This is a genomic window from Pseudomonas sp. P1_F7, assembly GCF_056405655.1.
The window spans coordinates 171,161-197,690 of record NZ_JBFUBR010000005.1; the positions used below are offsets into that span (position 1 = coordinate 171,161).

At 60.9% G+C, this 26,530-nt stretch carries 26 protein-coding genes; 10 read left to right on the forward strand and 16 right to left on the reverse strand.

Features of this window, described 5'->3' with window-relative positions:
* Positions 1 to 22 precede the first annotated feature (22 nt).
* Positions 23 to 1,102 carry a tRNA epoxyqueuosine(34) reductase QueG gene (gene queG / locus AC1D1M_RS09220; RefSeq protein ID WP_477775391.1) on the forward strand — a complete coding sequence of 360 codons (1,080 nt, stop codon included), beginning with the start codon at positions 23 to 25 and terminating at the stop codon, positions 1,100 to 1,102.
* Here the strand turns inward: queG and AC1D1M_RS09225 are convergent.
* Both AC1D1M_RS09225 and orn read right to left on the reverse strand, forming a co-directional pair.
* Positions 1,084 to 1,695 carry a trimeric intracellular cation channel family protein gene (locus AC1D1M_RS09225; RefSeq protein WP_477775392.1) on the reverse strand — a complete coding sequence of 204 codons (612 nt, stop codon included), beginning with the start codon at positions 1,693 to 1,695 and terminating at the stop codon, positions 1,084 to 1,086. The two genes, queG and AC1D1M_RS09225, sit on opposite strands and share 19 nt — an antisense overlap.
* 87 nt (positions 1,696 to 1,782) lie before the next feature.
* Positions 1,783 to 2,325 carry an oligoribonuclease gene (orn, locus tag AC1D1M_RS09230; protein WP_477775393.1) on the reverse strand — a complete coding sequence of 181 codons (543 nt, stop codon included), beginning with the start codon at positions 2,323 to 2,325 and terminating at the stop codon, positions 1,783 to 1,785.
* Positions 2,326 to 2,432: 107 nt separating this feature from the next.
* On the opposite strand from orn, the gene rsgA reads away from it, so the two are divergent.
* The 4 genes from rsgA to AC1D1M_RS09250 all read left to right on the forward strand — a co-directional run bounded on the left by rsgA (position 2,433) and on the right by AC1D1M_RS09250 (position 5,523).
* Positions 2,433 to 3,464, forward strand: coding sequence for a small ribosomal subunit biogenesis GTPase RsgA (rsgA, locus tag AC1D1M_RS09235; RefSeq protein ID WP_477775394.1), 1,032 nt, complete (start codon positions 2,433 to 2,435; stop codon positions 3,462 to 3,464).
* Positions 3,465 to 3,662: 198 nt separating this feature from the next.
* Complete coding sequence (locus AC1D1M_RS09240) at positions 3,663 to 4,070, forward strand: TIR domain-containing protein (RefSeq protein WP_477775395.1); 408 nt, start codon at positions 3,663 to 3,665, stop codon at positions 4,068 to 4,070.
* Between the two features lie 2 nt (positions 4,071 to 4,072).
* Positions 4,073 to 5,032 carry a caspase family protein gene (locus tag AC1D1M_RS09245; protein ID WP_477775396.1) on the forward strand — a complete coding sequence of 320 codons (960 nt, stop codon included), beginning with the start codon at positions 4,073 to 4,075 and terminating at the stop codon, positions 5,030 to 5,032.
* Positions 5,032 to 5,523, forward strand: coding sequence for a toll/interleukin-1 receptor domain-containing protein (locus tag AC1D1M_RS09250; protein ID WP_477775397.1), 492 nt, complete (start codon positions 5,032 to 5,034; stop codon positions 5,521 to 5,523). Before AC1D1M_RS09245 ends, AC1D1M_RS09250 begins: the two co-directional genes overlap by 1 nt.
* A 47-nt stretch (positions 5,524 to 5,570) precedes the next feature.
* On the opposite strand, the gene AC1D1M_RS09255 is transcribed toward AC1D1M_RS09250, so the two are convergent.
* From AC1D1M_RS09255 to motA, 3 genes are all read right to left on the reverse strand, one after another.
* Positions 5,571 to 5,840: a hypothetical protein gene (locus AC1D1M_RS09255; RefSeq protein WP_477775398.1), complete on the reverse strand. Its 270-nt coding sequence runs from the start codon at positions 5,838 to 5,840 to the stop codon at positions 5,571 to 5,573.
* Between the two features lie 405 nt (positions 5,841 to 6,245).
* On the reverse strand, positions 6,246 to 7,292 hold the full coding sequence (gene motB / locus AC1D1M_RS09260) for a flagellar motor protein MotB (protein ID WP_477775399.1): 1,047 nt from the start codon (positions 7,290 to 7,292) through the stop codon (positions 6,246 to 6,248).
* Positions 7,293 to 7,295: 3 nt separating this feature from the next.
* On the reverse strand, positions 7,296 to 8,147 hold the full coding sequence (motA, locus tag AC1D1M_RS09265) for a flagellar motor stator protein MotA (protein ID WP_477775400.1): 852 nt from the start codon (positions 8,145 to 8,147) through the stop codon (positions 7,296 to 7,298).
* Between the two features lie 167 nt (positions 8,148 to 8,314).
* Here motA and AC1D1M_RS09270 point away from each other — a divergent pair, with 167 nt between their 5' ends.
* From AC1D1M_RS09270 to asd, 3 genes are read left to right on the forward strand one after another with little or no spacing between them, the layout of a single operon-like run.
* Positions 8,315 to 9,853 carry an HDOD domain-containing protein gene (locus tag AC1D1M_RS09270; RefSeq protein ID WP_477775401.1) on the forward strand — a complete coding sequence of 513 codons (1,539 nt, stop codon included), beginning with the start codon at positions 8,315 to 8,317 and terminating at the stop codon, positions 9,851 to 9,853.
* A 41-nt stretch (positions 9,854 to 9,894) separates the two neighbouring features.
* On the forward strand, positions 9,895 to 10,710 hold the full coding sequence (gene rhdA / locus AC1D1M_RS09275; RefSeq protein WP_477775402.1) for a thiosulfate sulfurtransferase: 816 nt from the start codon (positions 9,895 to 9,897) through the stop codon (positions 10,708 to 10,710).
* An 18-nt stretch (positions 10,711 to 10,728) separates the two neighbouring features.
* A complete protein-coding gene (gene asd, locus AC1D1M_RS09280) occupies positions 10,729 to 11,589 on the forward strand; it encodes an archaetidylserine decarboxylase (protein ID WP_477775403.1) in 861 nt (286 codons plus the stop codon).
* A 119-nt stretch (positions 11,590 to 11,708) separates the two neighbouring features.
* Here the strand turns inward: asd and serB are convergent, their stop codons facing one another.
* Entirely contained in the window at positions 11,709 to 12,923 is a 1,215-nt protein-coding gene (gene serB, locus AC1D1M_RS09285) for a phosphoserine phosphatase SerB (RefSeq protein ID WP_253563222.1), read from the reverse strand.
* Between the two features lie 135 nt (positions 12,924 to 13,058).
* On the opposite strand from serB, the gene AC1D1M_RS09290 reads away from it, so the two are divergent.
* Positions 13,059 to 14,576, forward strand: coding sequence for an AhpA/YtjB family protein (locus AC1D1M_RS09290; protein WP_477775404.1), 1,518 nt, complete (start codon positions 13,059 to 13,061; stop codon positions 14,574 to 14,576).
* A gap of 286 nt (positions 14,577 to 14,862) precedes the next feature.
* Here the strand turns inward: AC1D1M_RS09290 and AC1D1M_RS09295 are convergent, their stop codons facing one another.
* From AC1D1M_RS09295 to AC1D1M_RS09335, 9 genes are all read right to left on the reverse strand, one after another.
* Positions 14,863 to 15,576, reverse strand: a complete 714-nt coding sequence (locus AC1D1M_RS09295) for a PqiC family protein (RefSeq protein ID WP_477775405.1) — start codon at positions 15,574 to 15,576, stop codon at positions 14,863 to 14,865.
* Between the two features lie 175 nt (positions 15,577 to 15,751).
* Positions 15,752 to 18,019: a DNA topoisomerase IV subunit A gene (gene parC / locus AC1D1M_RS09300; protein ID WP_150754803.1), complete on the reverse strand. Its 2,268-nt coding sequence runs from the start codon at positions 18,017 to 18,019 to the stop codon at positions 15,752 to 15,754.
* Positions 18,020 to 18,026: 7 nt separating this feature from the next.
* On the reverse strand, positions 18,027 to 18,551 hold the full coding sequence (locus tag AC1D1M_RS09305) for a retropepsin-like aspartic protease family protein (RefSeq protein ID WP_477775406.1): 525 nt from the start codon (positions 18,549 to 18,551) through the stop codon (positions 18,027 to 18,029).
* Positions 18,548 to 19,537: an esterase-like activity of phytase family protein gene (locus AC1D1M_RS09310; RefSeq protein ID WP_477775407.1), complete on the reverse strand. Its 990-nt coding sequence runs from the start codon at positions 19,535 to 19,537 to the stop codon at positions 18,548 to 18,550. Before AC1D1M_RS09310 ends, AC1D1M_RS09305 begins: the two co-directional genes overlap by 4 nt.
* Complete coding sequence (gene parE / locus AC1D1M_RS09315; protein WP_477775408.1) at positions 19,537 to 21,441, reverse strand: DNA topoisomerase IV subunit B; 1,905 nt, start codon at positions 21,439 to 21,441, stop codon at positions 19,537 to 19,539. The genes AC1D1M_RS09310 and parE overlap by 1 nt, the downstream gene beginning before the upstream one ends.
* Before the next feature lie 50 nt (positions 21,442 to 21,491).
* Positions 21,492 to 22,100 carry a YqiA/YcfP family alpha/beta fold hydrolase gene (locus AC1D1M_RS09320; protein ID WP_477775409.1) on the reverse strand — a complete coding sequence of 203 codons (609 nt, stop codon included), beginning with the start codon at positions 22,098 to 22,100 and terminating at the stop codon, positions 21,492 to 21,494.
* A 149-nt stretch (positions 22,101 to 22,249) separates the two neighbouring features.
* Complete coding sequence (cpdA, locus tag AC1D1M_RS09325; RefSeq protein ID WP_477775410.1) at positions 22,250 to 23,065, reverse strand: 3',5'-cyclic-AMP phosphodiesterase; 816 nt, start codon at positions 23,063 to 23,065, stop codon at positions 22,250 to 22,252.
* A gap of 112 nt (positions 23,066 to 23,177) precedes the next feature.
* Positions 23,178 to 23,630, reverse strand: coding sequence for a DUF1249 domain-containing protein (locus tag AC1D1M_RS09330; RefSeq protein ID WP_007977461.1), 453 nt, complete (start codon positions 23,628 to 23,630; stop codon positions 23,178 to 23,180).
* The gene (locus AC1D1M_RS09335; RefSeq protein WP_008016925.1) at positions 23,621 to 24,238 is read right to left on the reverse strand and encodes an NUDIX domain-containing protein; all 618 of its coding nucleotides are present in this window, start codon (positions 24,236 to 24,238) and stop codon (positions 23,621 to 23,623) included. Before AC1D1M_RS09335 ends, AC1D1M_RS09330 begins: the two co-directional genes overlap by 10 nt.
* A gap of 225 nt (positions 24,239 to 24,463) precedes the next feature.
* Between AC1D1M_RS09335 and AC1D1M_RS09340 the strand changes: the two genes are divergently transcribed.
* A complete protein-coding gene (locus AC1D1M_RS09340; RefSeq protein ID WP_477775411.1) occupies positions 24,464 to 25,210 on the forward strand; it encodes an RsiV family protein in 747 nt (248 codons plus the stop codon).
* On the opposite strand, the gene cytX is transcribed toward AC1D1M_RS09340, so the two are convergent.
* Complete coding sequence (gene cytX, locus AC1D1M_RS09345; protein WP_477775412.1) at positions 25,179 to 26,471, reverse strand: putative hydroxymethylpyrimidine transporter CytX; 1,293 nt, start codon at positions 26,469 to 26,471, stop codon at positions 25,179 to 25,181. The genes AC1D1M_RS09340 and cytX overlap by 32 nt on opposite strands.
* Between the last annotated feature and the right edge of the window lie 59 nt (positions 26,472 to 26,530).

Consider the following 26,530-nt stretch of genomic DNA (forward strand, 5'->3'; position numbering starts at 1 on the left):
CAGCTCCGGTTTCTCTCGTCTCATGCCCGCTATTACCACAGACCTGCCCGCCCTCGCCCAATCCATCAAGGACTGGGGCCGCGAGCTGGGCTTTCAGCAAGTCGGCATCAGCGGCCTCGACCTGGCCGAGCATGAGCAGCACCTGGAACGCTGGCTCGCCGCCGGCTACCACGGCGAAATGGACTACATGGGCGCCCATGGCAGCAAACGCTCGCACCCCGAAGAACTGGTGCCGGGCACCTTGCGCGTGGTTTCGCTGCGCATGGACTACCTGGCCGGCGACACCCAAATGGCGAAAGTGTTGGCCCAACCGGAAAAAGCCTACGTCTCCCGTTATGCCCTGGGTCGCGATTACCACAAGCTGATCCGCAAACGCGTGCAACAACTGGCGGAAAAAATTCAGGCAGAGATCGGCCCGTTTGGGTATCGCGCCTTCGTCGACAGCGCGCCGGTGCTGGAAAAAGCCATCGCCGAACAGGCGGGGCTTGGATGGATCGGCAAAAATACCCTGGTCTTGAATCGCAAGGCCGGCAGTTATTTCTTCCTCGCCGAACTGTTCGTCGACTTGCCGCTACCGGTCGATCCGCCCCACGCAACCGAACACTGCGGGCGGTGCAGCGCCTGCCTCGACATCTGCCCGACCAATGCCTTCGTCGGCCCCTATGTACTGGATGCCCGGCGCTGCATTTCCTACCTGACCATCGAACTCAAAGGCGCGATCCCTGAAGACCTGCGGCCACTGATCGGCAACCGGGTGTTCGGCTGTGATGACTGCCAGATCGTCTGCCCATGGAACCGCTTCGCCCGTCCGTCCGGTGAAAGCGACTTCAAGCCGCGGCACAACCTGGACAACGCGCAGCTGGCCGAACTGTTCATGTGGGATGAAGAGAAATTCCTGAGCAGCACCGAAGGCTCGCCGCTGCGCCGGACCGGTTACGAAAACTGGTTGCGCAACCTGGCGGTGGGCCTGGGCAATGCGCCTTCAACGATTCCGGTGCTGGAGGCGCTGAAGGCGCGACGGGAACATCCTTCGCAACTGGTGCGTGAACATGTCGAATGGGCGTTGCGGCAACACGCCGAACGTCAGGCTTCGTCGCTGTAGACGAACTTGGGCATTTCCCAATGAAAACGGATCGCCAGCAAGCGCAACAGAAAACCGCCGAACAAGGTGATCAGAATCGATTGTTCATCGGGTAATTGCAGATAGATGCAGAGCATGTAGCACCACGCCGCCGCAAACGACACGCTGGCATAAAGCTCACGCCGGAAGATCAGCGGAATATCGTTGCAGAAAATGTCCCGCAGGATGCCGCCGAAGACGCCGGTGATCACGCCGCTGACCGAGGCCACCAACATGCCATGGCCCATTTCCAGGGCGGTGATGCAGCCGATCAGGGTGAACGCAACCAGCCCCATGGCATCGAGCACCAGAAACAGCGAGCGCAAATGCCGCATCCAGCGCGCCGTGAACACTGTGATCATGGCGGCAGCCGTGGTCAGCACCAGGTATTCCGGGTGTTTGACCCACGTCAGCGGGTAATGCCCGAGCAGCACATCGCGTACCGACCCGCCCCCCAGCGCCGTGACGCAAGCGATCAACACCACACCGAACCAGTCCATGCCACGACGCCCGGCAGACAGGGCGCCGGTCATGGCTTCGGTGGTGATGGCGATCAGGTAGAGCATCAGCAGCATGGTGGCGATCCTTGCAAAAAGGCGCGCAGTCTACTCAGTTCACCCAGGCACCAAAAGAGGGCAAGAGAAAGCCCTCGCCGGACACCATCAGAATTTGATGAAATGCTTGCGGTAGTGCTGCAACTCGGCGATCGATTCGCGAATGTCGTCCAGGGCCAGGTGGGTGCTGCCCTTCTTGAAGCTGTCACGTACGTCCGGTGCCCAGCGCGCGGCCAGCTCTTTGAGCGTGGACACGTCGAGGTTGCGGTAGTGGAAATAGCTTTCCAGAGATTTCATGTGGGTATAAAGGAAGCGACGGTCCTGGCAGATGCTGTTGCCGCAGATCGGCGACTTGCCCTTCGGCACCCACTTCTCCAGGAATGCGATGGTTTCGGCTTCGGCTTCGGCCATGCTGATACGGCTGTCACGCACACGCTGGGTCAGCCCGGAACCACCGTGCTGACGGGTGTTCCACTCGTCCATGCCGGCGAGGATTTCGTCGCTGTGGTGAATGGCGATCACCGGGCCTTCGGCCAGGGTGTTCAGGTCACTGTCGGTGACGATGGTGGCCATTTCGATGATGACGTCGGTGTCCGGGTTCAGACCGGTCATTTCCAGGTCGATCCAGATCAGGTTCTGCGAGTTTTCCATGTGTCGGCTCCTAGGCAATGCTGCGCAGTTTAGCCTAGGCCGGTAGCCGGGCGTGCTAAACTCGCGGCCGTTTTACCTAATCGCTGCATTCTTGATACGGAACACCCATGGCCAAACGCCAACTCAATCGTCGTCAAAACTGGCGCATCGAAAAGATTCAGGGCGAACGCGCTGCCCGCGCCGCCAAACGCGAGTCCTCGGCTGTCGAGGCGCTTGAGGGCGGCGATCTGGGCCCGGAACAGCACGGTCTGGTGATCGCGCACTTCGGCGTGCAGGTCGAGGTCGAGGCCCGCGACGGCGAACTGGCCGGCCAGGTATTCCGTTGCCACCTGCGCGCCAACCTGCCGGCGCTGGTGACCGGCGATCAGGTGGTCTGGCGTGCCGGCAACCAGGGCATCGGCGTGATCGTGGCGCAACTGCCGCGCAACACCGAGTTGTGCCGCCCGGATAGTCGTGGCCAGCTCAAGCCGGTTGCAGCCAACGTCGACATGATCGTCATCGTGTTTGCACCGCTGCCCGAACCCCACGCCAACCTGATCGACCGCTATCTGGTGGCGGCCGAGCATGCGGGCATCAAGCCGCTATTGCTGCTGAACAAATTCGACCTGATCGACGACAACAACGCGCCTGCGCTGAATGCCTTGCTCGCCGTATACCGCACCCTCGGCTATCCGGTGCTGGAAGTGTCGGCGCACCACGGCAACGGCATGGAGCAATTGCAGACGCAACTGGACGGGCGCATCAGCGTGTTCGTCGGCCAATCTGGTGTCGGCAAGTCTTCGCTGGTCAACAGCCTGCTTCCGGAAGTCGAAACCCGCGTCGGCCCGCTGTCCGAACTGTCCGGCCAGGGCACCCACACCACCACCACCGCGCGGTTGTTCCACTTCCCCGGCGGCGGTGAGCTGATCGACTCCCCGGGCATCCGCGAATTCGGCCTGGGCCATGTCAGCCGTGCCGATGTCGAAGCCGGCTTCATCGAGTTCAACGACCTGCTCGGCACCTGCCGCTTCCGTGACTGCAAGCATGACCGCGAACCCGGTTGCGCCCTGCTCAAGGCCCTTGAAAACGGCCGCGTGCAGCAGCAACGGATGAACAGCTACCGCTCGATCATCGCCAGCCTGCCGGAAAACGGCTACTAAACAGACATACCGACCGCCCTGCATTCAGCCGGGCGGCCGGTGGCTGGATCTTCCCCCGCTTAAACATCAGACTTTTCTGTAAGGCGTGCGCACGCTCGCTTGTAGGGCATTTCTCTTTCCGCGCCGACACCTTGTGGCCGCCCTGTATTCACCTAAGTTCAAACCCTCTTCGCACTCCAGCGACTCCGAGGGACACCCATGCAAACCTACCACCTGTTCATCAGCCACTCGTGGAACTACTCCGACGCCCACGACAATCTCGTGCGTCTGCTCAACGCCAAGCCCGGTTTCACCTACAAGAATTTTTCGGTGCCACCGGACAACCCGATTGTCGGCGCGAAAACCGACAAACAACTCGAGGAGGCCATCGAAAACAAGATTCGCCCGTGTTCGGCGGTATTGATCATGGCCGGGATGTACTCCACCTACAGCAAGTGGATCAACAAGGAAATCGAGATCGCCCAGCGCATGGGCAAGGTGATCATTGCGATCAAGCCGTTCGGTGCCGAGCGCATTTCCACGGTGGTACGTGACGCGGCACATGCCGAATGTGCGTGGAACACCAACAGCATCATCGATGCGATTCGCCAGCATACGGCGGTGTAACCATGCGCAAGGGACTGTTTATCGGCATCAACGACTACACCCATGTGTCGCGCCTGAGCGGCTGCAGCAATGACGCCATGGCCATGGCCTCTGTGCTGAAGACCGACGCCAATGGCGATCCGAACTTCAAGAACATCGTACTGACCTCCGCCGAGGACTACCTGAGCCGGGAAAAACTCGAGGACCAGATCCGCGAGCTGTTTTCCGGGGACTGCAATGTCGCGCTGCTGTATTTCGCCGGCCATGGCAGCTTCGATACCGACACCGACGAAGGCATGTTGATCCCGCAGGATTACAAGAGCGCCAAGGACGGGATTCGCCTCAGCGACATCCTCAACTGGGCGAGCAAAGCCACGAAGATCAAAAACAAAGTGATCATTCTCGACTGTTGCCAGAGCGGCTCGGCCGGCGAACTGCGCGCCTTGCGCAGCGAAGGCAGCGTGGTCGGCGAAGGCATGACCATTCTGACCGCCTGCAAAAAGGAAGAGCCGGCAATGGAGGGCGTGCAGCACGGCGTGTTCACCGGATTGTTGCTCCAGGCCCTGCACGGTGGAGCAGCGAACATCCTGGGCAAGATCACCCCCGGCAGCCTTTATTCGTTTGTCGACAACGCCCTCGACGCCTGGGAGCAGCGTCCGGTGTTCAAGACCAACGTCTCGCAGTTCATTTCCCTTCGCGAAGTGTCGCCGCTGATCCCCAAGGAAATCCTGCGCAAACTCCCCGAATGGTTTCCCGAAGCCGAGTCGGTGTACCCCCTCGCTCCCAGCTTTGAGCCCACCGAACCCGAGTTCAACCCGGAACAGGGCGAGGTCTTCGCCCAACTGCAAAAGTGCAACCGCCACAGCCTGGTTGAACCGGTGGACGCCGAACACATGTACTACGCCGCCATCCACTCCACCGGCTGCCGCCTCACCGCCCTCGGCGCCTACTACCGCGAACTCGCGATCAAGGGACATTTCTGATGCCAGTGTTTATCAGCTACCGCCACATGGATCGCGCCCACGCGGTCAAAATCAACGCGCGCCTGATCCAGGCCAACATCAAGACCTACCTCGACGTACTGGATCCCGAATCCCAGACCACCGATGACATCACCGGAGTGATCACCCGCAACATCAGCGAATGCACGCACCTGCTGGCAGTGGTGTCGGAGAAAACCGCGCTGTCCTGGTGGGTGCCGTTCGAAATCGGCGAGGCGACCATCACGAATCGGCGCATCTGCTCGTACAGGACAGGCCCGACAGAGCTGCCGCTGTACCTCGATAAATGGCCGAAGCTGAGCAGCGACCGGGACATCGAGTTCTTTATCGATGCTTATCGCAACGAGTCGACGCTCAAGCGCTCGATGTCACTAGAGTCGGTGACTGGTAGCGAGTCGGTGCGCAGCGTTAACAAATCCAATGCGGATCGCTTTCACGCCGATCTCAAATCCAGAATCATCCGCGGATTCTAAAAGACAGCACCCACAAAAAAAGCCGCGAACATTGCGGCTTTCTATTTTCAGCGTGCGGTCTTTTCCAGCTTCCAGCCCAGCGCATCCAACGCGTCACAGCCCTCCTGTATCAGTATGTGTGCAGCACTGGCGAAATGTTCCAAATCGTGACCTTCAGCATCTTTCACGCACAAGCAGGTGACACTGTTGAGCAGGTTGCGTGCGGCCTTGATTCGGTGAGTGGCGGTTTCGAGAAGATCGGAAGCTCGAGCTTCAGTGTCGATGTACAGCGTGCTCCCGACGCTGAAGTTGCTTTGGAGCGGGTGGAATTTGGACATGGTTTGAATTCCGTCTGAAAGATGAAACTCCCACCCTTTTCGCGGCTAATCGAATGGGGTGGCAGCTGTACGCGGGTTAGCCGACCGGTCAGAGGAACCCGGCACACCCGAAGGCGTCCCACGCACAGCCACCATAGACATATGTCAGGCAGCAAAAAGCGCCGCGATTATACGGGCGCTTGTGCATTCCTCTCAAACGACCGGCTAAAGTCGATCACCGATTCGTCGGCGACAGGCGAACTGTACCGAGGCCCCAAGCGAAGTAAAACCCGGTTTACGGCTCTCAGACCCGTCCTACACAATTCTCGGACCAAACCTCATTCCTTGAGTTTTCTCGCAATGCAGCGGATCTGAATTCATTCTTACAAGTACAAAAAAGCCGACATCGCTGTCGGCTTTTTTCGGTCACTGCTTGGGCGGTTCAGCCGGTTTGGCTGGCTCACCCGGTTTCGGCGCCGGGTCATCAAACAGATTCAGACGCTCCCGAAGTTCGTGAGCCGGCAGCGGTTCCTTATCCGCCGGCAACGCGTTTGGATCGACCGGTGTAGCCGGTGTGGCTTCCGGAGCAGCCGAACCTTGCGGCGCATCAACAGCAGGCTCCGCACCTTGCGATCCCTCGATCGCACGCTGGGCTTTCTTCGTCAGTACGACGATGTCGATACGACGGTTCACCGGGTTGAACGGATGCTCGCGATCGAACAGGGCCGACGAGGCATAGCCGACCACCCGCGCCACCTGAGCATCCGGATAGCTGCCCGCCACCAGAGCACGACGTGCGGCATTGGCACGATTGGCCGAAAGCTCCCAGTTACCGAAATCACCGGTGCCGGTGTATGGCTTGGCATCGGTGTGGCCGCTGATGCTGATCTTGTTCGGCACCGCTTTGATGGTGTCGGCCATGGCCAGCAGGATGTCTTCGAAATACGGTTTCAGACGGGCCGAACCCGAGTCGAACATCGGGCGGTTTTCCGCGTCCATGATCTGGATACGCAGGCCGTCCGGGGTGATTTCGAACAGGATCTGATCCTTGAACTTCTGCATCTGCGGGTTTTCTTCGACCTTGTTCTGCAGTTCTTGCAGCAACAACTCGAGGCGTTCTTTTTCGACCTGCTCGGCCATGCCTTCGACCTGGTCGGTATCGATGGTGACCTTGTCCGGCTGTGGCTGGGACTTCACCTCGGGGTTGAGGGTGTTTTCCGGCGCCATGGTCGGCGTGCCGCCCAGATCGATGATGTAGGGCGTGCCGCTTTCGGAAAAGCCGATCGGGTCCTTGAAGTATCCGGCGATGGCAATTTTCTGTTCCGGTGTGGCGGTGGACAGCAGCCACAACACCAGGAAGAACGCCATCATCGCCGTGGCGAAGTCCGCGAAGGCGATTTTCCACGCGCCTCCGTGATGCCCGCCGGCGATGCGCTTGACGCGCTTGATGATTATCGGCTGGTTATTTTCCATGGCTTATCGACCGCGAACCGCTTGTTCCAGCTCGGCGAAGCTAGGACGGTGTGCCGGGTACAGCACCTTGCGCCCGAACTCCACGGCCAGCGATGGCGGCATGCCGGAAGCCGAAGCCACCAGCGAGGCCTTGATGGCTTCGTAGACGTTCAGCTCTTCCTTGGCATCGTGGGCCAGGGAATGGGCCAGCGGGCCGAAGAAGCCGTAGGCGGCGAGAATACCGAAGAAGGTGCCGACCAGTGCCGCACCTACGTGCAGGCCAATGGACTTCTGGTCGCCTTCACCCAGCGAAGCCATGGTCACCACGATACCCAGTACCGCCGCGACGATACCGAAACCGGGCATGGCATCGGCGATGCCGTTCACGGCATGGGATGGATGCTCCAGGTCTTCCTTGAGGCTGAACAGCTCCATGTCGAACAGGCCTTCCAGCTCGTGAGGAGCCATGTTGCCGGAGGACATGATGCGCAGGTAATCGCAGATGAACGCAGTCATGCGCTCGTCCTTGAGAACGGTCGGGTACTTGGCAAAGATCGGGCTCGCGGCGGCATCTTCGATGTCGCCTTCGATGGCCATCATGCCTTCGCGGCGGCTCTTGTTGAGGATCTCGTAGATCAGGCCCAGCACTTCAAGGTAGAAGGCGTGGTTGAAACGTGAACCGAACATGCTCAGGGACTTCTTGAGCACGTGCATCGTCATGTAGCCGGGGTTGGCCTGCAAGAATGCGCCGAGGGCGGCGCCGCCGATAATCATGACCTCGAAAGGCTGGATCAGGGCGGCAATCTTGCCGTGGGAAAGCACGTATCCGCCGAGCACGCTCGCGAATACGACGATGATGCCGATAATTTTAGCCATAGGTTAGGAGAGCACTTACTGAGTCGGGTTCAAGGTCATATTCGGAAGTTAAAAAATCTCTTCTTCTCCTTATCGGCAAAACTGCGCCAGACTATAGCCCGTTCAGGCGAAAAGCTAATTTGACCCCATCCGGGCATAGGTAATGTTGACGATGATCGCCTCCCACCATGGTTAACGAAACGAACGTTCCACCGCTAAAACCGACGACGCTCGAAGGCTGGGTCAAGCTGCTCGATGGCGTACGCCTGCCGGTTCCGCAAGCCAGCCACGACCGGGTCTGCAAGGCCATCCGCGACAATCGCAGCTCGCTGCGCGACATCGCCGACCTCATGCAAGGCAGCCCGGCCCTGGCCTTGTGTGTGATTCGCGAAGCCAACCGGCACACCCACGGCGGCATGACCGAGCCTGCGGAAAACCTTGAGATCGCGATCAATCGCCTCGGCCTGAAGCGCACCGAAGAGCTGCTCGCGCGCCTGCCGGCCGAACCCCAGTCCGAGATTCCCAAAGCCTTGCGTCAGCTGCAGATGATCAGCCAGCACGCCACGCAACAGGCCAACGGTTTTTTTGCCAGTCGCCTGGCGCGGCTGTGGCAGGACATCCACTGGGGCAGCCTGCTGTTTCTTTCGCCGCTGTGGCCGCTGGCGCTGACCCATCCGAAACTGCTCGAAGAATGGGAGATGCGGGTCATCCATAAGGGTGAGTCGGCACGCAAAGTCGAAAAGCAATTGTTTGGCGTACGCCTGCTGGACATCGGCCAGGCGCTGGTGGAGGTCTGGCGCTTGCCGATCTGGGTGCAGCAGGGTTATCGCCTGTTGCTCACTGAACAGCGGGAACTGGTGAAAGTCCTGCGCATCGCCCGTGACAGCGAGCATCCATTGCGCCAGCAGAACAGCCTCGATGACGATCCGACCCTGCGTCGCTGGCTCAATCAACCGGCCAATACAGTATTGCTGGCCAATGGGCTGGCACTGTCGGCGCAACACGCTTGGGACAGCCCGCACAGTGAGCGCTGGCAGTACCTGACCAGCCTTTACCTGAAAATGCCGATGGATGAGGTGCAACAGCAATTGCACCAGCAAGCCGCCAACAGCGCACGCCAACACGCCATGCCCGACCTCTGGCACCCCGCCGAATCGCTGATCTGGCCGTGGGGCATGAACCGTGTCCACGCCGGGCTGCTGCCGGCCTCGGCACCCACCGCCGAAGACCTGGCGAAGTGGCGCAAGCAATGTGCCGAATTGCTGGTCGAGCCGAGTCGCTTCACCAACGCCATGCACCTGACCATCGCCGCCCGGGATGCCCTCGCAGCGTGCGGCATGCGCCGGGTAATGATCCTGATGGCCGACCGCACCCACGCCAATCTGCGCGTGCACCAGACGGCCGGCCTGCCGAAGGAAGCGGCCGGGTTGAACTTCGTGGTCAGCCAGAGCAACGTGTTGCAACGCCTGCTCGCGCAACAGGCCCAGGTGCGCCTGACGCCAGCCAACAACGCGCAATTCTCGGCCCTGCTGCCCAATAGCCTGCGTTCGCAGTTCAGCGGCGAACACCTGCTGCTGCGCTCGCTGGTCAACAATGGCCGGGTGATCATGATCGTCGTGGCGGATCAAGGCGGCGGGCCGTTTTCGGAAATTTCCGTACAGGCCTTCGGTAAAACCGCGCAGTGCATCGAGAAAGCCCTGCACAGCTTTAGCCACCGAGGCCAATAAGCTGCGTTACAATCCTCCCTTTTGTGCTCTGGAGACCTCACATGTCTGACTTCTCTGGCTTGCCGCTGGTGATCGAGCCGAGCGACTTGCTCCCTCGCCTCGACGCCCGCCAACTGATCCTGGTGGACTTGACCAGTGCCGCCCGCTATGCCGAAGGGCACATACCCGGCGCGCGCTTTGTCGATCCGAAACGCACGCAACTCGGCCAGGCGCCCGCCCCGGGTCTGATGCCCCCGCTGGCAGCACTCGAAACGCTGTTTGGTGAGCTGGGACACAACCCCGATGCGGTCTACGTGGTGTATGACGACGAAGGCGGCGGTTGGGCCGGACGCTTCATCTGGCTGCTGGATGTTATCGGCCACAGCAAGTACCACTATGTCGACGGCGGCCTGCGGGCCTGGCTGGCAGAAGGTTTGCCCATGTCGATCCAGATCCCGCCACCTGTTGGCGGCCCGGTTCCACTGACCTTGCACGACGAACCCACCGCCACCCGCGAATACCTGCAAAGCCGCCTCGGCGCCGCCGACCTGGCAATCTGGGACGCGCGCGGGCCGCTGGAGTATTCGGGTGAGAAAGTGTTGGCGGCCAAGGGCGGACACATTCCCGGTGCGGTCAATTTCGAATGGACCGCCGGCATGGATCAGGCACGCCATCTGCGCATCCGCACCGACATGCCGCAGATCCTCGAACAACTCGGGATCAGCAAAGACAAAGAAGTGATTACCCACTGCCAGACTCACCATCGTTCTGGCTTCACCTATCTGGTGGCCAAGGCTCTCGGTTATCCGCGGGTCAAAGGCTACGCCGGCTCCTGGGGCGAGTGGGGTAATCATCCCGACACGCCCGTAGAGATTTAAGGTTTTTAAGGACAGTTAATGAACAAGCGTCTGTTTATCGTCAGCCAGTACCTGCTGCCCCACAACTTGCTCTCGCGACTGGCCGGCTGCATCGCCGAATGCCGCGTGCGCTGGTTCAAGAATGCCTTTACCGCCTGGTTCGCCAAGCGTTATCAGGTGGACATGTCCCAGGCGCTGGTCGAAGACCTGACCGCCTACGAGCACTTCAACGCGTTCTTCACCCGCGCACTGAAAGACGGTGCCCGTCCTCTGGACGAGACCCCGGGCACGATCCTCAGCCCGGCCGACGGCGCGATCAGCCAGCTTGGCCCGATCGAGCACGGTCGTGTGTTCCAGGCCAAGGGTCACAGTTTCAGCGTGCTGGAACTGTTGGGTGGCGATGCGGCAAACGCTGCGCCGTTCATGGGTGGTGACTTCGCGACCATCTACCTCTCGCCGAAGGACTACCACCGCGTGCACATGCCTCTGGCCGGCACCCTGCGCGAGATGGTCTACATCCCGGGCCGGCTGTTTTCGGTCAACCAGACCACCGCTGAAAACGTTCCGGAACTGTTCGCCCGCAACGAGCGCGTAGCGTGCATTTTCGACACCGAGCGCGGACCGATGGCCGTGGTGCTGGTGGGCGCGATGATTGTTGCGTCGATTGAAACCGTCTGGGCCGGCCTGGTCACGCCGCCGAAGCGCGAGCTGAAAACCTTCCGCTACGACGAAGCCGCACGCGCGCCGATCCACCTGGAAAAAGGTGCAGAACTGGGCCGCTTCAAGCTGGGTTCGACCGCCGTCGTGCTGTTCGGGCCGGATCAGGTGAAGTGGGCTGAAGAAATGACCGCCGGTACAGCGGTGCAGATGGGCCAGGGCATGGGCCTGCCAAAGGCCTGATCTGTAGAGATCTAATGTGGGAGCGAGCTTGCTCGCGATTGCATAGTGTCAGTCGACATCTTCGTTGACTGATACACCGCTATCGCGAGCAAGCTCGCTCCCACATTTATTTGTGGTGCCTAGAGCTGGCCGTCGCGATCGCGGAAGCCCAGCAGATACAACACGCCATCCAGCCCGAGGGTGGAAATCGCCTGCTTCGCCGACTGCTTGACCAGCGGCTTGGCGCGGAATGCCACGCCCAACCCGGCAATCGCCAGCATCGGCAGATCGTTGGCACCATCGCCTACCGCAATGGTCTGCTCCAGGCGCAAGCCTTCCTTGTGTGCCAGTTCCTTCAGCAAATCCGCCTTGCGCTGCGCATCRACAATCGGCTCGATGGCGACGCCGGTGACCTTGCCGTCGACCACTTCCAGTTCGTTGGCAAACACGTAGTCGATACCCAGCTTGGCCTGCAATTGCTTGGCAAAGTAGGTGAAACCGCCCGAGAGAATGGCGGTCTTGTAACCCAGGCGCTTGAGTTCGGCGAACAGGGTTTCAGCACCTTCGGTCAGCCGCAGCGAGGCGCCGATGGAGTCCAGCACATTGACGTCCAGACCTTTGAGCAAGGCCAAACGCTCCTTGAAGCTGGCGCGGAAATCCAGCTCACCGGCCATCGCCCGCTCGGTGATTTCCGAAACCTTGTCACCCACACCGGCCGCCTTGGCCAGTTCATCGATCACTTCGGCTTCGATCAGCGTTGAATCCATGTCGAACACCGCCAGGCGACGGTTGCGACGGAACAGCGAATCTTCCTGGAAGGCGATATCGACGTTCAGTTCCTGGGCAACGCTGAGGAATTCGGCACGCAGCGCCTGCGGATCAGCCGCTTCGCCACGCACGGAAAACTCGATGCAGCCCTTGCCCTTGTCGGCCGGCGTATCCAGCGGCATGCGCCCGGACAAGCGATCGATATGGTCGATGTTCAAGCCATATTTGGCGGTGATCGAGCTCACGGCCTGCAACTGCCCGGCTGTCACCTTGCGGGTCAACAGGGTCACGATGTGGCGCTTTTTGCCCTGGTTGCCGACCCACTGCTGGTAATCCTGTTCGGACACCGGCGTGAAACGCACCTGTTGATCGAGCTCATAGCCCTTGAACAGGATGTCCTTGAGCACGGACTTGCCTTGTTCGGTATCGGGAATTTCAACCAGGATGCCGAACGACAAGGTGTCGTGGATCACCGCCTGACCGATGTCGAGAATGTTCACACCACCCTGGGCCAGAACGCCGGTAATGGCCGCAGTCAGACCCGGACGGTCGACTCCCGTGATGTTTATCAGGACGATTTCGCGCAAGGCGCACCCCCGCAGGTGGAAAAAAACCGCATTCTACCCACTTTCAGTGACCATCGGGCACCGTGAGCGCTTTGACGGCCTAGGGCCTGTCGCTATACTGCGCGTCAACTTCACGGACAAAAGAGCCGAGCTCAAGTGAACCGGCCCACGCCAGTAAAAACCGACAACTTCTTCCTGCTGATCTTCCGGGCACTGCGCCACCGCCGTGTACCGATTGCATTGCGCATCGCCAGCCATAACGTGATCCTGGTCGCCCTGGCCCTGGTCATCTATGCCGGCGTGATGGGCTTGCAGTTCAAGCAGGCCATGCACGAGCAGGCAGATGCGCTGGGCGAAAGCCTGACCACGCAGACGGCCACGTCGGCCACCGAGCTGTTGGTGTCCAACGACATCCTCAGCCTCAACGTGCTGCTCAATAACCTGACCAAGAACAAGCTGGTGGCCCACGCCGCCATCTACAGCCCGGACAACCGCATCCTCGCCGAATCCGGCCAGCGTCCCAAGCATGGCCTGCTGGGCGAAGCCGAGGGCATGTACCAAAGCAAGATCACCTTCCAGGACGTAACCGCCGGGCAATTGCGCATCAGCCTGGACATGGACCAGTTCCAGCAGCCGATGACCATCAGCCTGCAAAGCATGGGCATCCTGAGCGCCATCCTGCTGGCCCTGTCTTTGGCCTTGAGCCTGCGCATGGGGCGTTATCTCTCCACGCCGCTGCTGCAATTGCGGGTATGGCTGCGCAATATCGATGAATACACCCCGGCCACCGACCGCCAGGACGAAATCGGCGACCTGGCGCGCCAGCTGCACGCCAACTTCGCCCCGGAGCCCGCCCCTGTGCCGGATCCGGAACCGGAATTCGACGACACGGATGACGAGGCCGACCCGGCCTTCGAAGTCCGTAACCTGCGCGACCCGAGTTTCGACGAAAGCCGCCCGGTAGCGGCGCTCAAGCCAGCGCCACGGCAGATCGTCAGCACCGTCGAAGACGACGATGATGAAGACCCGTTCGCCGATCTGCGCGACGAGTCGCTGGACAGCCCCCCACAACCGGTGATTCGCAAGGCCACGCCGAGCGTACCACAGCACAGCGCGGTGCTGGCAGTGCAACTGGGTTCCCAGGAGCAACTGCGACGCCTGCCGCGGGCGCGTCTTGAAGAACTGCTCGAACGCTATCGCGATTGCCTCGATCAGGCCGCATCGCTGTATCAAGGCGAAGTGGAGACCTTGAACGACGGCAGCACGCTGATGCTCTTCCACACGGAAGACTGCGGTGACGATTACCTGACTAACGCCATTTGCTGTGGCGAGCTGCTGCGGGCCCTGGGCCACCAGTTGCAGATCGAAGTCGCGGACAGCGGCATCACCCTGCAATTGCAGCTGGGCCTGACCCTGGGCGACGAACTGTTTGGCCTGAGCCAGATCGACCTGCTGCTGACCGACCCAGCCCAGGACGCCCTCGCCTTGTCGCAACACAGCCGCAACCTGCTGCTGGTGGAACGCAAGATCAGCGATGACGCGTTGATCCGCCAGCGCGCACGGATCCGCCCGATTGCCAGCCCTGAAGGTGCATGCTGCGTGGAACGGTTGATGGAGCCGTATCCATCGATGCTGGAACGGCAATTGGCACGGATGCACGAGCGTCGGGCGTAGGAGCTGCCGAAGGCTGCGATCTTATAGCCTTTAAACCTGGAAGCCCGCAGATGAGTGATCGTCTGCGGGCTTTTTTGTGGCCTGTTCTGGCCTCTTCGCGAGCAGGTCGGATCGCCGCACCGTCGCTCCCACAGGGGATCTTCAGTGAGCACACTCTTGGGCTAACCCGGATCAAGTGTGGGAGCGAGCTTGCTCGCGATGAAGCCGGAACTGACGCTAAAGATCTCCAGCCCGCAGAAACTACAAAGCCCGCACAGGGCGGGCTTTGTATGGACTCAGTCCAGGCTTAGAAGCGGAACACTTCCATATCCGTACGAATCGGCGCAGCCATCGGGATCTTCGGCTGCTTTTCCTGTTCTACCGCAGGTGCTGCCGCCTTGGCTGCCGGCTTGCGCGGGACGTCGGCGATCGGCGGCTGATTGGCCAGCGGCTTGAGCGCCACCGACAGTTGCTCGGCCAGGCGTTGCAGCAACACGCCCTGCGCCTGGACCTGAGCCGCCGTACTACCGGCATGCTGTTCCTGCAAATGGACGATGCGGTTGTCGCGGACCTGCCCGCGACGGTCGATCAGGCGCCATTGCGCGTCGAGGATCGCCGGTTGTTTTTCACCCGAGTCCAGCCGCGTGATGGTCAGCAGCACCTGAACGTCCGGGGTGAAACCCACTGTCGCCGGGGCCAGCACTACGCGCTGGCTGTCCAGGCGACCTGCGACCTGACGCAGCAGCAGCTGATCGATATCCGACGAAAGGCTGCCAGCCCAACGACCGTCGGTCGAGGCTTGCAGGCTGCCATCCGGCTGACGCTGCAACAGGGTTTCGCGCTGCAGGTAGTCAGCCACGGTGACCGGCCCCAACAATACCGCCATGCCCGCGTTCTGTGCAGGCTGAACCGGACTACCAGCGTCCAGCTGATACAACGACACCGGCTGGTGAACGCTGCAACCCGCCAGGCCAAGAACGCCGGCGAGCAAAAGAATAAAAGGAAGGCGCAGAGCAGTCATCGTCCCATCCAGGTGGTAGCTAAAAGGCTGACCACAGTGAAAATACTCAACAAATATGAAGAACGCGCGGCAATGCCGGCGCTTGAAAGGCCATATCATCCGTGAATATGCGTTCCGACTCCAGCGCAAAGCGCCGAACTACGGGTTAATTCGTAGTTCGGCGCTTCTAAGTCGCCTAATTGAGGTTTTCGACGAGCAGCGCATCTACCCGCTGGAAGCCACGCGGCAACTTGTTGCCACGACGGCCACGTTCACCCTTGTAGTGTTCGAGGTCGTCCGCTTTCAGTGACAAGGTACGTTTCCCGGCCTGCAACACCAGTGTTGCACCGTCCGGCAATACGGCGATGTCCGTCACATACTCTTCACGACTGGCCACACGTTCACCGGGAATCCCGATGATCTTGTTGCCTTTGCCTTTACCTAATTGTGGCAGGTCGCTGATTTTGAAGATCAGCAGGCGACCTTCGGTCGTCACCGACGCCAGCCAGTTCTGCTCACGATCGGCCACAGGGCGCGGCAGCATGACCTTGGCGTTGTTCGGCAGGCTCAACAGCGCCTTGCCCGCCTTGTTCTTGGCCTGCAGGTCTTCACCCTTGACCACGAAACCGTAGCCGGCGTCGGAGGCGATCACATACAGCGCATCGTCTTCGGGCATCAGCACGCATTCGAAACTCGCCCCTGGCGGCGGCGTCAGGCGACCGGTCAGTGGCTCGCCCTGGCCACGGGCCGACGGCAAGGTGTGGGCGGCCACCGAATAACTGCGGCCGGTGGAGTCGATAAACACCGCGAACTGGTTGGAGCGTCCGGCCGCCAGCGCCTTGAAGCCGTCCCCGGCCTTGTAGGAAAGCCCGGTGGCGTCGATCTCGTGGCCTTTGGCGGAGCGAATCCAGCCTTTTTCCGACAGCACGACCGTCACTTTCTCGTTCGGCAGCAGATCGTGCTCGGTCAGCGCCTTGGCTTCAGCACGCTCAACAATAGGCGACCGGCGGTCATCACCGTAGGTTTCCGCGTCCTTGATCAGCTCGCTGCGCACCAGTTTTTTCAACTTGGCTTCGCTGCTCAGCAGGGCTTGCAGCTTGGCTTGCTCCTTGAGCAGTTCATCCTGCTCGGCACGCAGCTTCATCTCTTCCAGTCGCGCCAACTGACGCAGACGGGTGTCGAGGATGTAGTCAGCCTGGATTTCGCTCAGGGCGAAACGCTCGATCAGCGCGGCTTTCGGATGCTCCTCGGTACGGATGATGTGGATCACTTCATCCAGGTTGAGGTAGGCAATCAACAAACCGTCCAACAGGTGCAGGCGACGCTCGACCTTGTCGAGGCGGAATTGCAGGCGACGACGTACGGTCTGCACCCGGAACTCCAGCCATTCGACCAGCAGCGCGCGCAGGTTCTTCAGCTGCGGCTTGCCGTCCAGGCCGATGATGTTGATGTTGACCCGGTAGCTCGACTCCAGCTCGGTGCTGGCGAACAGGTGCTGCATCAGCGCATCGTGATCGAAGTTTTTCCGCGCCCCCGGAATGATCACGATCCGGCATGGGTTTTCGTGGTCGGATTCATCACGCAAGTCAGCAATTTGCGGGGCCTTGGACGGCTTGGCCTGCATCATCGCGGCGATCTGTTCCAGCACCTTGGCGCCCGAGACCTGATGCGGCAGCGCGGTGACGATGATGTCGCCGTCTTCGATGTGATACACGGCGCGCATGCGCACCGAACCGCGACCGGTTTCGTAGATTTTCAGCAGGTCGGCGCGCGGGGTGATGATTTCCGCTTCGGTCGGGTAGTCCGGACCCTGGATGTGTTCACAGAGCTGTTCGACCGTGGCCTTGGGCTCGTCGAGCAAGCGCACGCAGGCGGTGGCGACTTCGCGCAGGTTGTGCGGCGGAACGTCGGTGGCCATGCCCACGGCGATACCGGTGGTGCCGTTGAGCAGAATGTTCGGCAGACGGGCCGGCAAGACCAGCGGCTCGTCCAGCGTACCGTCGAAGTTCGGCCCCCAGTCCGCCGTGCCTTGGCCCAGCTCACTGAGCAGCACTTCGGAATAACGCGACAGCCGCGCTTCGGTGTAACGCATGGCGGCGAAGGACTTGGGATCATCCGGCGCGCCCCAGTTACCCTGACCGTCGACCAGTGTGTAGCGATAGCTGAACGGCTGCGCCATCAGCACCATGGCTTCGTAGCAGGCCGAATCGCCGTGGGGGTGGAATTTACCGAGCACGTCACCGACGGTACGCGCCGATTTCTTGTGCTTGGAATCGGCGTCCAGCCCCAACTCGCTCATCGCATAAATGATGCGGCGCTGTACAGGTTTCAGGCCGTCGCCGATATGCGGCAAGGCACGGTCCATGATCACGTACATGGAGTAGTTGAGGTAGGCATTTTCGGTGAAGTCAGCCAGTGACCGGCGTTCTACACCGTCCAGGCTGAGATCAAGGGAGTCGCTCATGCGGGCCTCATCGGTTCGTTGTCTGGCGCAGCAGCATGGTGCCACCGCGCTGGGTAAATTCAAGTTTGTTCAGTGCGCTCATGCCGAGCAACACCTGATCGCCATGCAACCCCGGGGCCACCAGTGCGCGTACATCCCGCAGCACGATGTCGCCCAGTTGCAGGCGTTCGATACGGGTTCGATAGCCCTGGCTCAGGCCATTGGCCGTACTCAGGGTCACGCCGAAACCTTCTTCGAGCTTCAAGCGCCTGGCCAGGTCCGCCGGAATCGACACATCGGTCGCCCCGGTATCGAGCATGAAGTCCACCGGCTGACCATTGATCTGACCACTGGCGACAAAATGCCCCTGAGCGTTGCTCACCAGTTTCACCTCAATGAAACCTTCGCCCTGCTCAGAACTGACCACCACATTCGGATTTTGCTGACGCGCTTCCCACTGGCCGAAAAACCGCGTGGCCAGAAACAGCGCCGCACACCAGGCCAGCACCATAAACACCCGGCCGATGCGCTGCCCCGGGGTTTGTTGTCTCATGGCTTGGCACTCCAGCCACCTTCCGGTGCAGCGAAGCGCCAGACCACCGGACGGACTTCACCATCGACGCGCGCACCGAAGTTATTGTCGACACCGATCCAGGCGCCATCGGCATCCACGATCAACGCTTCTTCCAGCCCGTAGTTCTGTGGATAACGACGGTTTTCCTGCAACAACTCGGCAGCGTACGACCAACAGCGCTCGACCTTGGCCGTCTGCAGATCCCGGCGGCAGATCTGGTAGGCGCCGCGTTCAAGGGTGAACAGCTTGCCGTTGAACAGCGACAGGTCAGAGAAGTCCCGCGAGGCAGCTTTGGCATGGGGAAACTGCTCGGGCTGCATTTCCATGCCCGCCTCGCTCAGCAGCACGCAACCACCATCACAATCCCACAGGGTCTGTTTGCGCTTGATCATCAGCAGTCCGCGACCTTGACGCTCGGCGGCGAGCCACATCTGATCGCCTGCCGGATTGACCGCCAGCCCTTCGAACAACGCATTGAATTGCAATAGCAGACCTCTGGCCCGCGCCTCGCGAACCAGCATCGGCGAAATTTTCAGCCAGGCGGCGGGCCCCGTTGGCGGCACTTGCAAGACAGCGGCATGGCCTTCACTGACGATGTAACGATTGCCGGCGCTGTCGCAGGTGATGCCCTCGAAGTCCAGATCGCCGCCACGCACGAACGAAGCCCCCCAGACGCGAGACTTCAGCCCCCAGGGCAAACCGCTGTCAGGCACCAGCGGTACGTCGATGTGCACCGTTTCGGCCTGCCAGGCAGATTCGCTGGTATCGAGGCGGTAGATCTGGTCATCGTCGCGGTCGGAAACCGCCCACAGATCATGACCGCACTGCGCCAGCCCGGACAGGTTGCCACCGCGCATGCCATCAACGACATGCCCGGACAACAGGCGCAATTGTGGCGCCGGCTCGGCAGATACCGTGATCGAAGTCAGCAGCAACCCACAGGCCAGGGCAAAGCCCAGACGCATCAGCCCAGCACCTCGGCCAGGTTGCCCTTGGACTCCAGCCAGGTCTTGCGGTCACCGGCGCGCTTCTTCGCCAGCAGCATGTCCATCATTTCCGAGGTAGCCTCGAAATCTTCCAGGGTCAACTGCACCAGACGCCGGGTGTTCGGGTCCATGGTGGTCTCGCGCAGCTGCGGCGGGTTCATTTCGCCCAGACCTTTGAATCGGGTGACTTGCGGCTTGCCGCGCTTCTTCTCAGCCACCAGACGATCGAGGATGCCATCGCGTTCGGCTTCATCGAGGGCGTAATAGATCTCTTTGCCCAGATCGATGCGGTACAACGGCGGCATCGCGACGTAGACGTGACCGGCATCCACCAACGGGCGGAAATGCTGGACGAACAAGGCGCACAGCAAGGTCGCGATGTGCAGACCGTCGGAGTCGGCGTCGGCGAGGATGCAGATCTTGCCGTAGCGCAGCTGGCTCATGTCCGCCGCGCCCGGATCGACACCGATGGCCACCGCGATGTTGTGCACTTCCTGGCTGGCCAGCACTTCGCTGCCGTCGACTTCCCAAGTGTTCAAAATCTTGCCGCGCAACGGCAGGATCGCCTGGAATTCCTTGTCCCGCGCTTGTTTGGCAGAACCGCCGGCGGAATCACCTTCTACCAGGAACAGTTCGGAACGCATCGGGTCCTGCCCGGCACAGTCGGCCAGTTTGCCCGGCAGCGCCGGGCCTTGGGTAATGCGTTTGCGCTCGACCTTCTTGCTGGCCTTGAGGCGACGACCGGCGTTGTTGATCGCCAACTCCGCCAGCAGCATGCCGGTTTCCGGGTTGGCATTGAGCCACAGGCTGAACGCATCCTTGACCACACCGGAGACGAACGCCGCCGCTTCACGGGACGACAGGCGCTCCTTGGTCTGGCCGGAGAATTGCGGTTCCTGCATCTTCATCGACAACACGAAGGCAATGCGTTCCCAGACGTCTTCCGGCGCCAGCTTCACACCGCGCGGCAACAGGCTGCGGAACTCGCAGAACTCGCGCATGGCATCGAGCAGGCCCTGACGCAAACCGTTGACGTGGGTGCCGCCCTGGGCTGTCGGGATCAGGTTGACGTAGCTTTCCTGGACCGCGTCGCCACCTTCGGGCAGCCACAGCAACGCCCAATCCACCGCTTCTTTATTACCGGCCAGGCTGCCGCAGAACGGCTCGTCCGGCAGGCGCTCGAATTCGCTGACCGCATCCACCAGGTAGGAACGCAGGCCGTCTTCGTAATGCCATTCGACTTTCTCGCCGGTGGCCTTGTCTTCAAAGCTGACCAGCAGCCCCGGGCACAACACGGCCTTGGCCTTGAGCACATGCTTGAGGCGGCTGATGGAGAATTTCGGGGAGTCGAAGTATTTCGGATCCGGCGCGAAGAACACGCTGGTGCCGGTGTTGCGCTTGCCGACAGTGCCGATGATTTCCAGCTCGGTGGCCTTGTAGCCATCCTTGAAGGTCATCTGGTATTCGTTGCCGTCACGTTTTACACGCACCCGCACTTCGGTGGACAAGGCGTTGACCACGGAAATACCTACCCCGTGCAAGCCGCCGGAGAACTGGTAGTTCTTGTTGGAAAACTTGCCACCGGCATGCAGCTTGGTGAGGATCAACTCGACGCCCGAAACACCTTCCTCGGGGTGAATGTCCACCGGCATGCCACGGCCGTCATCGCTGACTTCCAGGGAATGGTCGGCATGCAGGATCACCTGTACCGATGTGGCATGCCCGGCCAAGGCTTCGTCGACACTGTTGTCGATGACTTCCTGGGCAAGGTGGTTCGGCCGACTGGTGTCGGTGTACATGCCGGGGCGTTTGCGCACCGGGTCGAGGCCCGAGAGGACTTCGATGGCGTCTGCGTTATAAGAGCTAGCGCTGGGAGTGGCCATGGGGTCTCGTCGTCAGTGTTCGGTGAAAAAAGAATTCATGGGGCTATCGCTCACAATGCGGTGAAATCGATTGCCTGATACAAATCGGCGCCAATGCCGGCAAAACTCAACATGGCCGGCAGTTGCGCGGCAAAACCCTGGAAACTGTGGTCGCCGCCGGCCTGGATACGCAAGGCGCATGCCCGGTAATACTGCTGGGCGAGGCGATAGTCCAGCGTTTCGTCAGCTGTCTGCAACCATACCTGATAACGCAGTGGATCCTGGGGCGCCGCCACTTCCAGTTCGGCCAGGGCCGTCACGTGGTCGTGGGTCATTTCCCAAGTCTCATCGGTATACAGGTTTTTCTGCGTTCCCAGAAAGCCGTCGAACATCCGGTGCGGGCTGACGGCAGGGTTGATCAACAGGGCTTTCAAGCCAAGGCGCTCGGCCAGGTGAGTGGCATAGTAGCCGCCGAGCGAGCTGCCGACCAGCAGTGGCCGCCCCAGCTCGGCAATCGCCTGTTCCAGCTGCTCGATAGCCTGGCGCGGGTGATGATGCAATGCTGGAACGCGCAAGTGTTCGCTCAGGCCCAGACGCTCCATCACGTCGATCAACTGGCAGGCCTTCTTCGATAACGGCGAGCTGTTGAGGCCGTGGATATAAAGGATCGAACCGGACATTTGAGCTCCCTGTGCGTCGGCTAAAAGAGGCGGAGTTTACTGTAGGAGCGAGCTTGCTCGCGATGGTCGTCAACGATAACGGTGAAAACCTGGCGCCCCGCGGCGTTCTCAGGCTAATCGCGAGCAAGCTCGCTCCTACAGGGGGGGGGTCAGTAGCCGTTGGAGCCGTAATCCACGGTGAAATCGAACCCGGTGACCCGCTCCACACCGGTTTCCAGCCGCCCGTCGGGCAGCAGTCGCAACCAGCGATAGCCTGGCGCCTGTTCCCCGACCTTGAAATCCTCGCTGCCGGGTTCGAACTGGATGCAGGTCGACGGCGAGGCGATCAGACGCACGCCGTTACGTAATTGATCGATTTCCTGGTGCACATGTCCCCACAGCACGGCACGCACCTGTGGAAAACGATCCAGCACTTCAAAAAACGCCTCGGGATTGCGCAAACCGATAGGCTCCATCCACGCGCAACCAATCGAAACCGGGTGATGGTGGAGGCACACCAGATGATGGCGTTCCGGCGCTTCGCTCAACGAGCGGACGAGCAACTGCAGTTGCTCATCCTGCAAATAACCCGGCACCGAGCCTGGCACCGCCGAATCGAGCAACGTGACCCGCCAGTTGCCGATATCCACCACAGGTTCGAGCAAAGCGCTCTGCACCGCCGCCTCAGCCATTATCTGCGGCTCATCGTGATTACCGGGAATCCAGCGCGCCGGCGCATCGAGCTGGCGCGTCATGTCGCGAAACTGCTGATAGGACTCCAGCGTCCCGTCCTGGGACAGGTCCCCCGTAGCCAGGATCAAGTCAATCCGCGGCTGTTGCGCGCGCACCAGTTCGATGACCTTTTGCAGGCTGTCACGGGTGTTCATGCCCAGCAACGCGCCGTCCGCTTCGGCAAACAGGTGGCTGTCGGAGAGTTGCACCAGCAACGCCGGATCGGCGGTGGTCAATGTGGATACGCTCGGCAAGGCGTTCTCCCAGGGCGTGATCACGGGGATGGGTAAGTGCCGCAATTATGCTGGGGGATGATCGAAAGGGGAAACCTGTGAACCGGACATAGTTCACAACTGCGCTTCACAACTAACGTACTACTTCGTACTCATGCCCCAGCGCCAGGCAATGGCTCAGCCATTCGCCCAGAAACATGTTCAGCTGGGCCTTTTCGTCCGGCTGGTGCATCGAGGCGTTCGGGTAAGGATAGATGCCGCGAAAGCGTCGCGCATGTTCGGCGCTGACCACTTCGGCCATGCGTGCGTCGTGATAGACCTGCACTTCCAGCTGCGGCACCGGCAGCCACGGCAGGCTGTGTTCCTGACGCACTTGCAGGGTCGTGGTGTAAGGACAGGTCAGCAGCACTTCCAGGGCCAGCACACCGAGCATCTGGTCGCCATGGGTCACAGCGATGCGCCGCGCGGCGGGCTCGCTGCGCATGTCCGGCAGCAGTCGCATCAGACGCGCGTAGTTCGCCTCGCAGGACGCTTGCAGCCCCACCAGGTCCACCCGATAGCGATCGCGCAGCTTGTTTACGACCATAACCCCCTCACTTCAACGCGGTTCAAAGCCAGCCATTGCAAGGCAATGATGCTCGCCGCGTTGGCAATACGTCCGTCGCGCACGGCTTGCAGGGCATCTTCGAAAGCCCAGACCGTGACGCGAATATCTTCTGCCTCTTCCTCCAGCCCATGCAGGCCGCCAACCCCGGTAGTGTCGCAACGCCCCAGGTACAAATGCACGAACTCGTTGCTGCCGCCCGGCGATGGAAAGTATTTGAGCATCGGCCAGAGCGCCCCGATTACCAGCCCAGCTTCCTCCTGCGCCTCGCGGTGAGCAACTGCTTCCGGCACTTCATCCTTGTCGATCAGACCAGCGACCAGTTCGATCAGCCACGGGTTGTCGGTCTTGCCCATGGCACCGACGCGAAACTGCTCGATCAGTACCACTTCATCGCGCTGCGGGTCGTAGGGCAGCATGCAGACCGCATCATGGCGAACGAACACTTCACGATTGATCTCGCGGCTCATGCCCCCGGCGAACAATTCGTGACGCAAGTGCACGCGTTCGAGTTTGTAGAAGCCCTCGTAGCACTTTTCGCGCCGCACGATATCAACGGCGGTCGGAATGGCGTTGGCAAAATCCGTCATGACTATCCTCTTTACTGCAAATCCTGTTCGAGGCTGCTTCTTTTCCTGGGCCTCGACTTCGCGCCATCCTAACGCGCCCGTGACGTTTGATGCAGCCCCTTTCCCGTCAGCGGGATGGACGGTGAGGGCGAAACCCACTCTAATTAGCTTAGTGGCGAACTGACTGCTTTGTTGAGAGTCGAAGCCGGTAACTTTTTGCCTTCCCCTGTTTCAGAAAGGACGCTCATGTCGCTTTTCAAAATCGCCTCCGTGGCCGCTATCGCCCTGACCCTGGGCGCTTGCGCGAGCCTGTTCCAGCCCAACTATCGGACGCCGCTGGAAACCACCCGCGATGCCTCCGAGCAACTCAAGCCCGGTTGCAACAACCCGGATTGCCCGCTGGTCAACATCGACACCCTGCACTTTCCGGACGAGCCTGCACTGGACGGCATCATCGAAAAGCGCCTGCTGCAAATGACCCGCACCTCGCCCGATGCCCCGGTGGCGCCGACCCTGGCGGCCTATCGCGAAGAGTTTCTGCGCACCGCCGGCCCGCGCAACAGCAGCTATCTGCAAGCGAAGGTACGTGAGCAGCATGACGGCTTGGTGATCATCGAATTGTCCAGCTACCTGGACACTGGCGGTGCCCATGGCACCCCAGGTCGAGGTTTCATCAACTATTCGCGCCAGCAGCATAAAGTGCTGACGCTGTCGGACATGCTGGTGCCGGGGCAGGAAGACGCGTTCTGGAAAGCCGCGCAGGTGGCACACAACAGCTGGCTGATCAGCACCAAGCTCGATCAGGAACCGGAGTTCGTGAAGAGCTGGCCGTTCCAGAAAACCCAGAACGTGGCGCTGACCTACGGCGGGGTGATCCTCAAGTACGAAACCAGCACCATCGCACCTTACGCACTGGGCCACGTCGAACTGAAGATCCCCTACCCTCGCCTGAACGGCATCATCAAGCCCGAGCTGTTTCCCGGCCGTAACTGAAGACCCGGCCCAGCACTAGCTGGAGCAACCCTGCCACCACCAGTGCCGGCAGGGTTGCGCCGACATCCGGATACAGGTTGGCCAACAGGTGATAGGTGCTGACCCCGCCTAGCCAGGCGAGCAGCGCCGGCCAGCGCAGTGCGGCCGAGGCCACCTGGGCGCTGCGCTTGCGCAGGATGAAGTGGTCCACCAGTACCACGCCGAACAACGGTGCAAACACCGATCCGATCAGCAGCAGGAAGTTCTGGTACTGGGCCAACGGTGCCAGCAGGGCAATCAGCGTGCAGATAACGCCGATGGCCAGCGCCAGGTGCTCGACTTTGGCGCGCAGCAGAATCCCGCTGGACACCGCTGCCGAGTGAATATCGGCAAAGGCGTTTTCCGATTCATCCAGAAGAATCAGCAGCAGCGGAATCCCCAGGCCGGCGCCAGCCAGCGCCAGCAGCAAGGCATTGACTTCACCGCTCGGCGCGAACGCCAGGGTGTAGGCCACGCCCAGGCTCATCAGCCAGAAATTACCGATGAAGAAACCGATGGCGGTGCCACCGAAGACGTTTTTCGCCCGCTTGCCGAAGCGCGAGTAGTCGGCGATCAGCGGCAACCACGAGAGCGGCATGGCAATGGCGATGTCGAAGCCCACGGCGAACGGCATCGAACCGTCACCGGTCTGGGCCCACAACGCGGCCAGGTCAGCCTTGGCGAACAGGTTCCAGGTCAGCCAGGCGCACGCAGCCAGCAGCAGCCAGATACCCCATTTGCGCAGGATCTGCCGCACGAAGGTCAACGGTCCGCTGACCGCGAGCAAGGTCGCCAGGGCGCCGAAGAACAGCGTCCAGAGCATGGGATTGGACAACAGGCTGCCTTCATTGAAGGCCTTGGTGCCCAACAGACTGGCGGCATCGCGCATGACGATGATTTCGAACGAACCCCAGCCAATCAACTGCAACAGGTTCAGCACCGCCGGCAGGCTCGCGCCTTTGGTACCGAGGCTGAGCTTGAGCGCGGCCATCGACGACAGGCCGGTGTCACTACCGATCACCCCGACCGCCGCCAGCAGCAGAACGCCGACCAGGGTGCCGAGAAAAATCGCCAGCAACGAACCGGACAGGCCCAGGCCCGGCGCGAGCAATGCACCGGTCTGCAGAACCATCAGGCCGATGCCGAGGGAGAACCACAGGGAAAACAGATCGCGGCCGCCGAAGACACGTTTGTCGATCGGAACCGCAGAATCCGGGGAGTAAGTGCTGGGTTGAATGCTCAAGGGTGTTATCTCAGAGGGACATTTGTTGTTCTTTTGATCGCGATGGCGGCGGTGCAAGC

Bases quoted from the DNA above. Each gene is read 5' to 3' on its own strand.
- queG (WP_477775391.1), top strand. From the start codon at position 23: ATGCCCGCTATTACCACAGACCTGCCCGCCCTCGCCCAATCCATCAAG.
- AC1D1M_RS09225 (WP_477775392.1), bottom strand. From the start codon at position 1,695: ATGCTGCTGATGCTCTACCTGATCGCCATCACCACCGAAGCCATGACC.
- orn (WP_477775393.1), bottom strand. From the start codon at position 2,325: ATGGAAAACTCGCAGAACCTGATCTGGATCGACCTGGAAATGACCGGT.
- rsgA (WP_477775394.1), top strand. From the start codon at position 2,433: ATGGCCAAACGCCAACTCAATCGTCGTCAAAACTGGCGCATCGAAAAG.
- AC1D1M_RS09240 (WP_477775395.1), top strand. From the start codon at position 3,663: ATGCAAACCTACCACCTGTTCATCAGCCACTCGTGGAACTACTCCGAC.
- AC1D1M_RS09245 (WP_477775396.1), top strand. From the start codon at position 4,073: ATGCGCAAGGGACTGTTTATCGGCATCAACGACTACACCCATGTGTCG.
- AC1D1M_RS09250 (WP_477775397.1), top strand. From the start codon at position 5,032: ATGCCAGTGTTTATCAGCTACCGCCACATGGATCGCGCCCACGCGGTC.
- AC1D1M_RS09255 (WP_477775398.1), bottom strand. From the start codon at position 5,840: ATGTCCAAATTCCACCCGCTCCAAAGCAACTTCAGCGTCGGGAGCACG.
- motB (WP_477775399.1), bottom strand. From the start codon at position 7,292: ATGGAAAATAACCAGCCGATAATCATCAAGCGCGTCAAGCGCATCGCC.
- motA (WP_477775400.1), bottom strand. From the start codon at position 8,147: ATGGCTAAAATTATCGGCATCATCGTCGTATTCGCGAGCGTGCTCGGC.
- AC1D1M_RS09270 (WP_477775401.1), top strand. From the start codon at position 8,315: ATGGTTAACGAAACGAACGTTCCACCGCTAAAACCGACGACGCTCGAA.
- rhdA (WP_477775402.1), top strand. From the start codon at position 9,895: ATGTCTGACTTCTCTGGCTTGCCGCTGGTGATCGAGCCGAGCGACTTG.
- asd (WP_477775403.1), top strand. From the start codon at position 10,729: ATGAACAAGCGTCTGTTTATCGTCAGCCAGTACCTGCTGCCCCACAAC.
- AC1D1M_RS09295 (WP_477775405.1), bottom strand. From the start codon at position 15,576: ATGACTGCTCTGCGCCTTCCTTTTATTCTTTTGCTCGCCGGCGTTCTT.
- parC (WP_150754803.1), bottom strand. From the start codon at position 18,019: ATGAGCGACTCCCTTGATCTCAGCCTGGACGGTGTAGAACGCCGGTCA.
- AC1D1M_RS09305 (WP_477775406.1), bottom strand. From the start codon at position 18,551: ATGAGACAACAAACCCCGGGGCAGCGCATCGGCCGGGTGTTTATGGTG.
- AC1D1M_RS09310 (WP_477775407.1), bottom strand. From the start codon at position 19,537: ATGCGTCTGGGCTTTGCCCTGGCCTGTGGGTTGCTGCTGACTTCGATC.
- parE (WP_477775408.1), bottom strand. From the start codon at position 21,441: ATGGCCACTCCCAGCGCTAGCTCTTATAACGCAGACGCCATCGAAGTC.
- AC1D1M_RS09320 (WP_477775409.1), bottom strand. From the start codon at position 22,100: ATGTCCGGTTCGATCCTTTATATCCACGGCCTCAACAGCTCGCCGTTA.
- AC1D1M_RS09330 (WP_007977461.1), bottom strand. From the start codon at position 23,630: ATGGTCGTAAACAAGCTGCGCGATCGCTATCGGGTGGACCTGGTGGGG.
- AC1D1M_RS09335 (WP_008016925.1), bottom strand. From the start codon at position 24,238: ATGACGGATTTTGCCAACGCCATTCCGACCGCCGTTGATATCGTGCGG.
- AC1D1M_RS09340 (WP_477775411.1), top strand. From the start codon at position 24,464: ATGTCGCTTTTCAAAATCGCCTCCGTGGCCGCTATCGCCCTGACCCTG.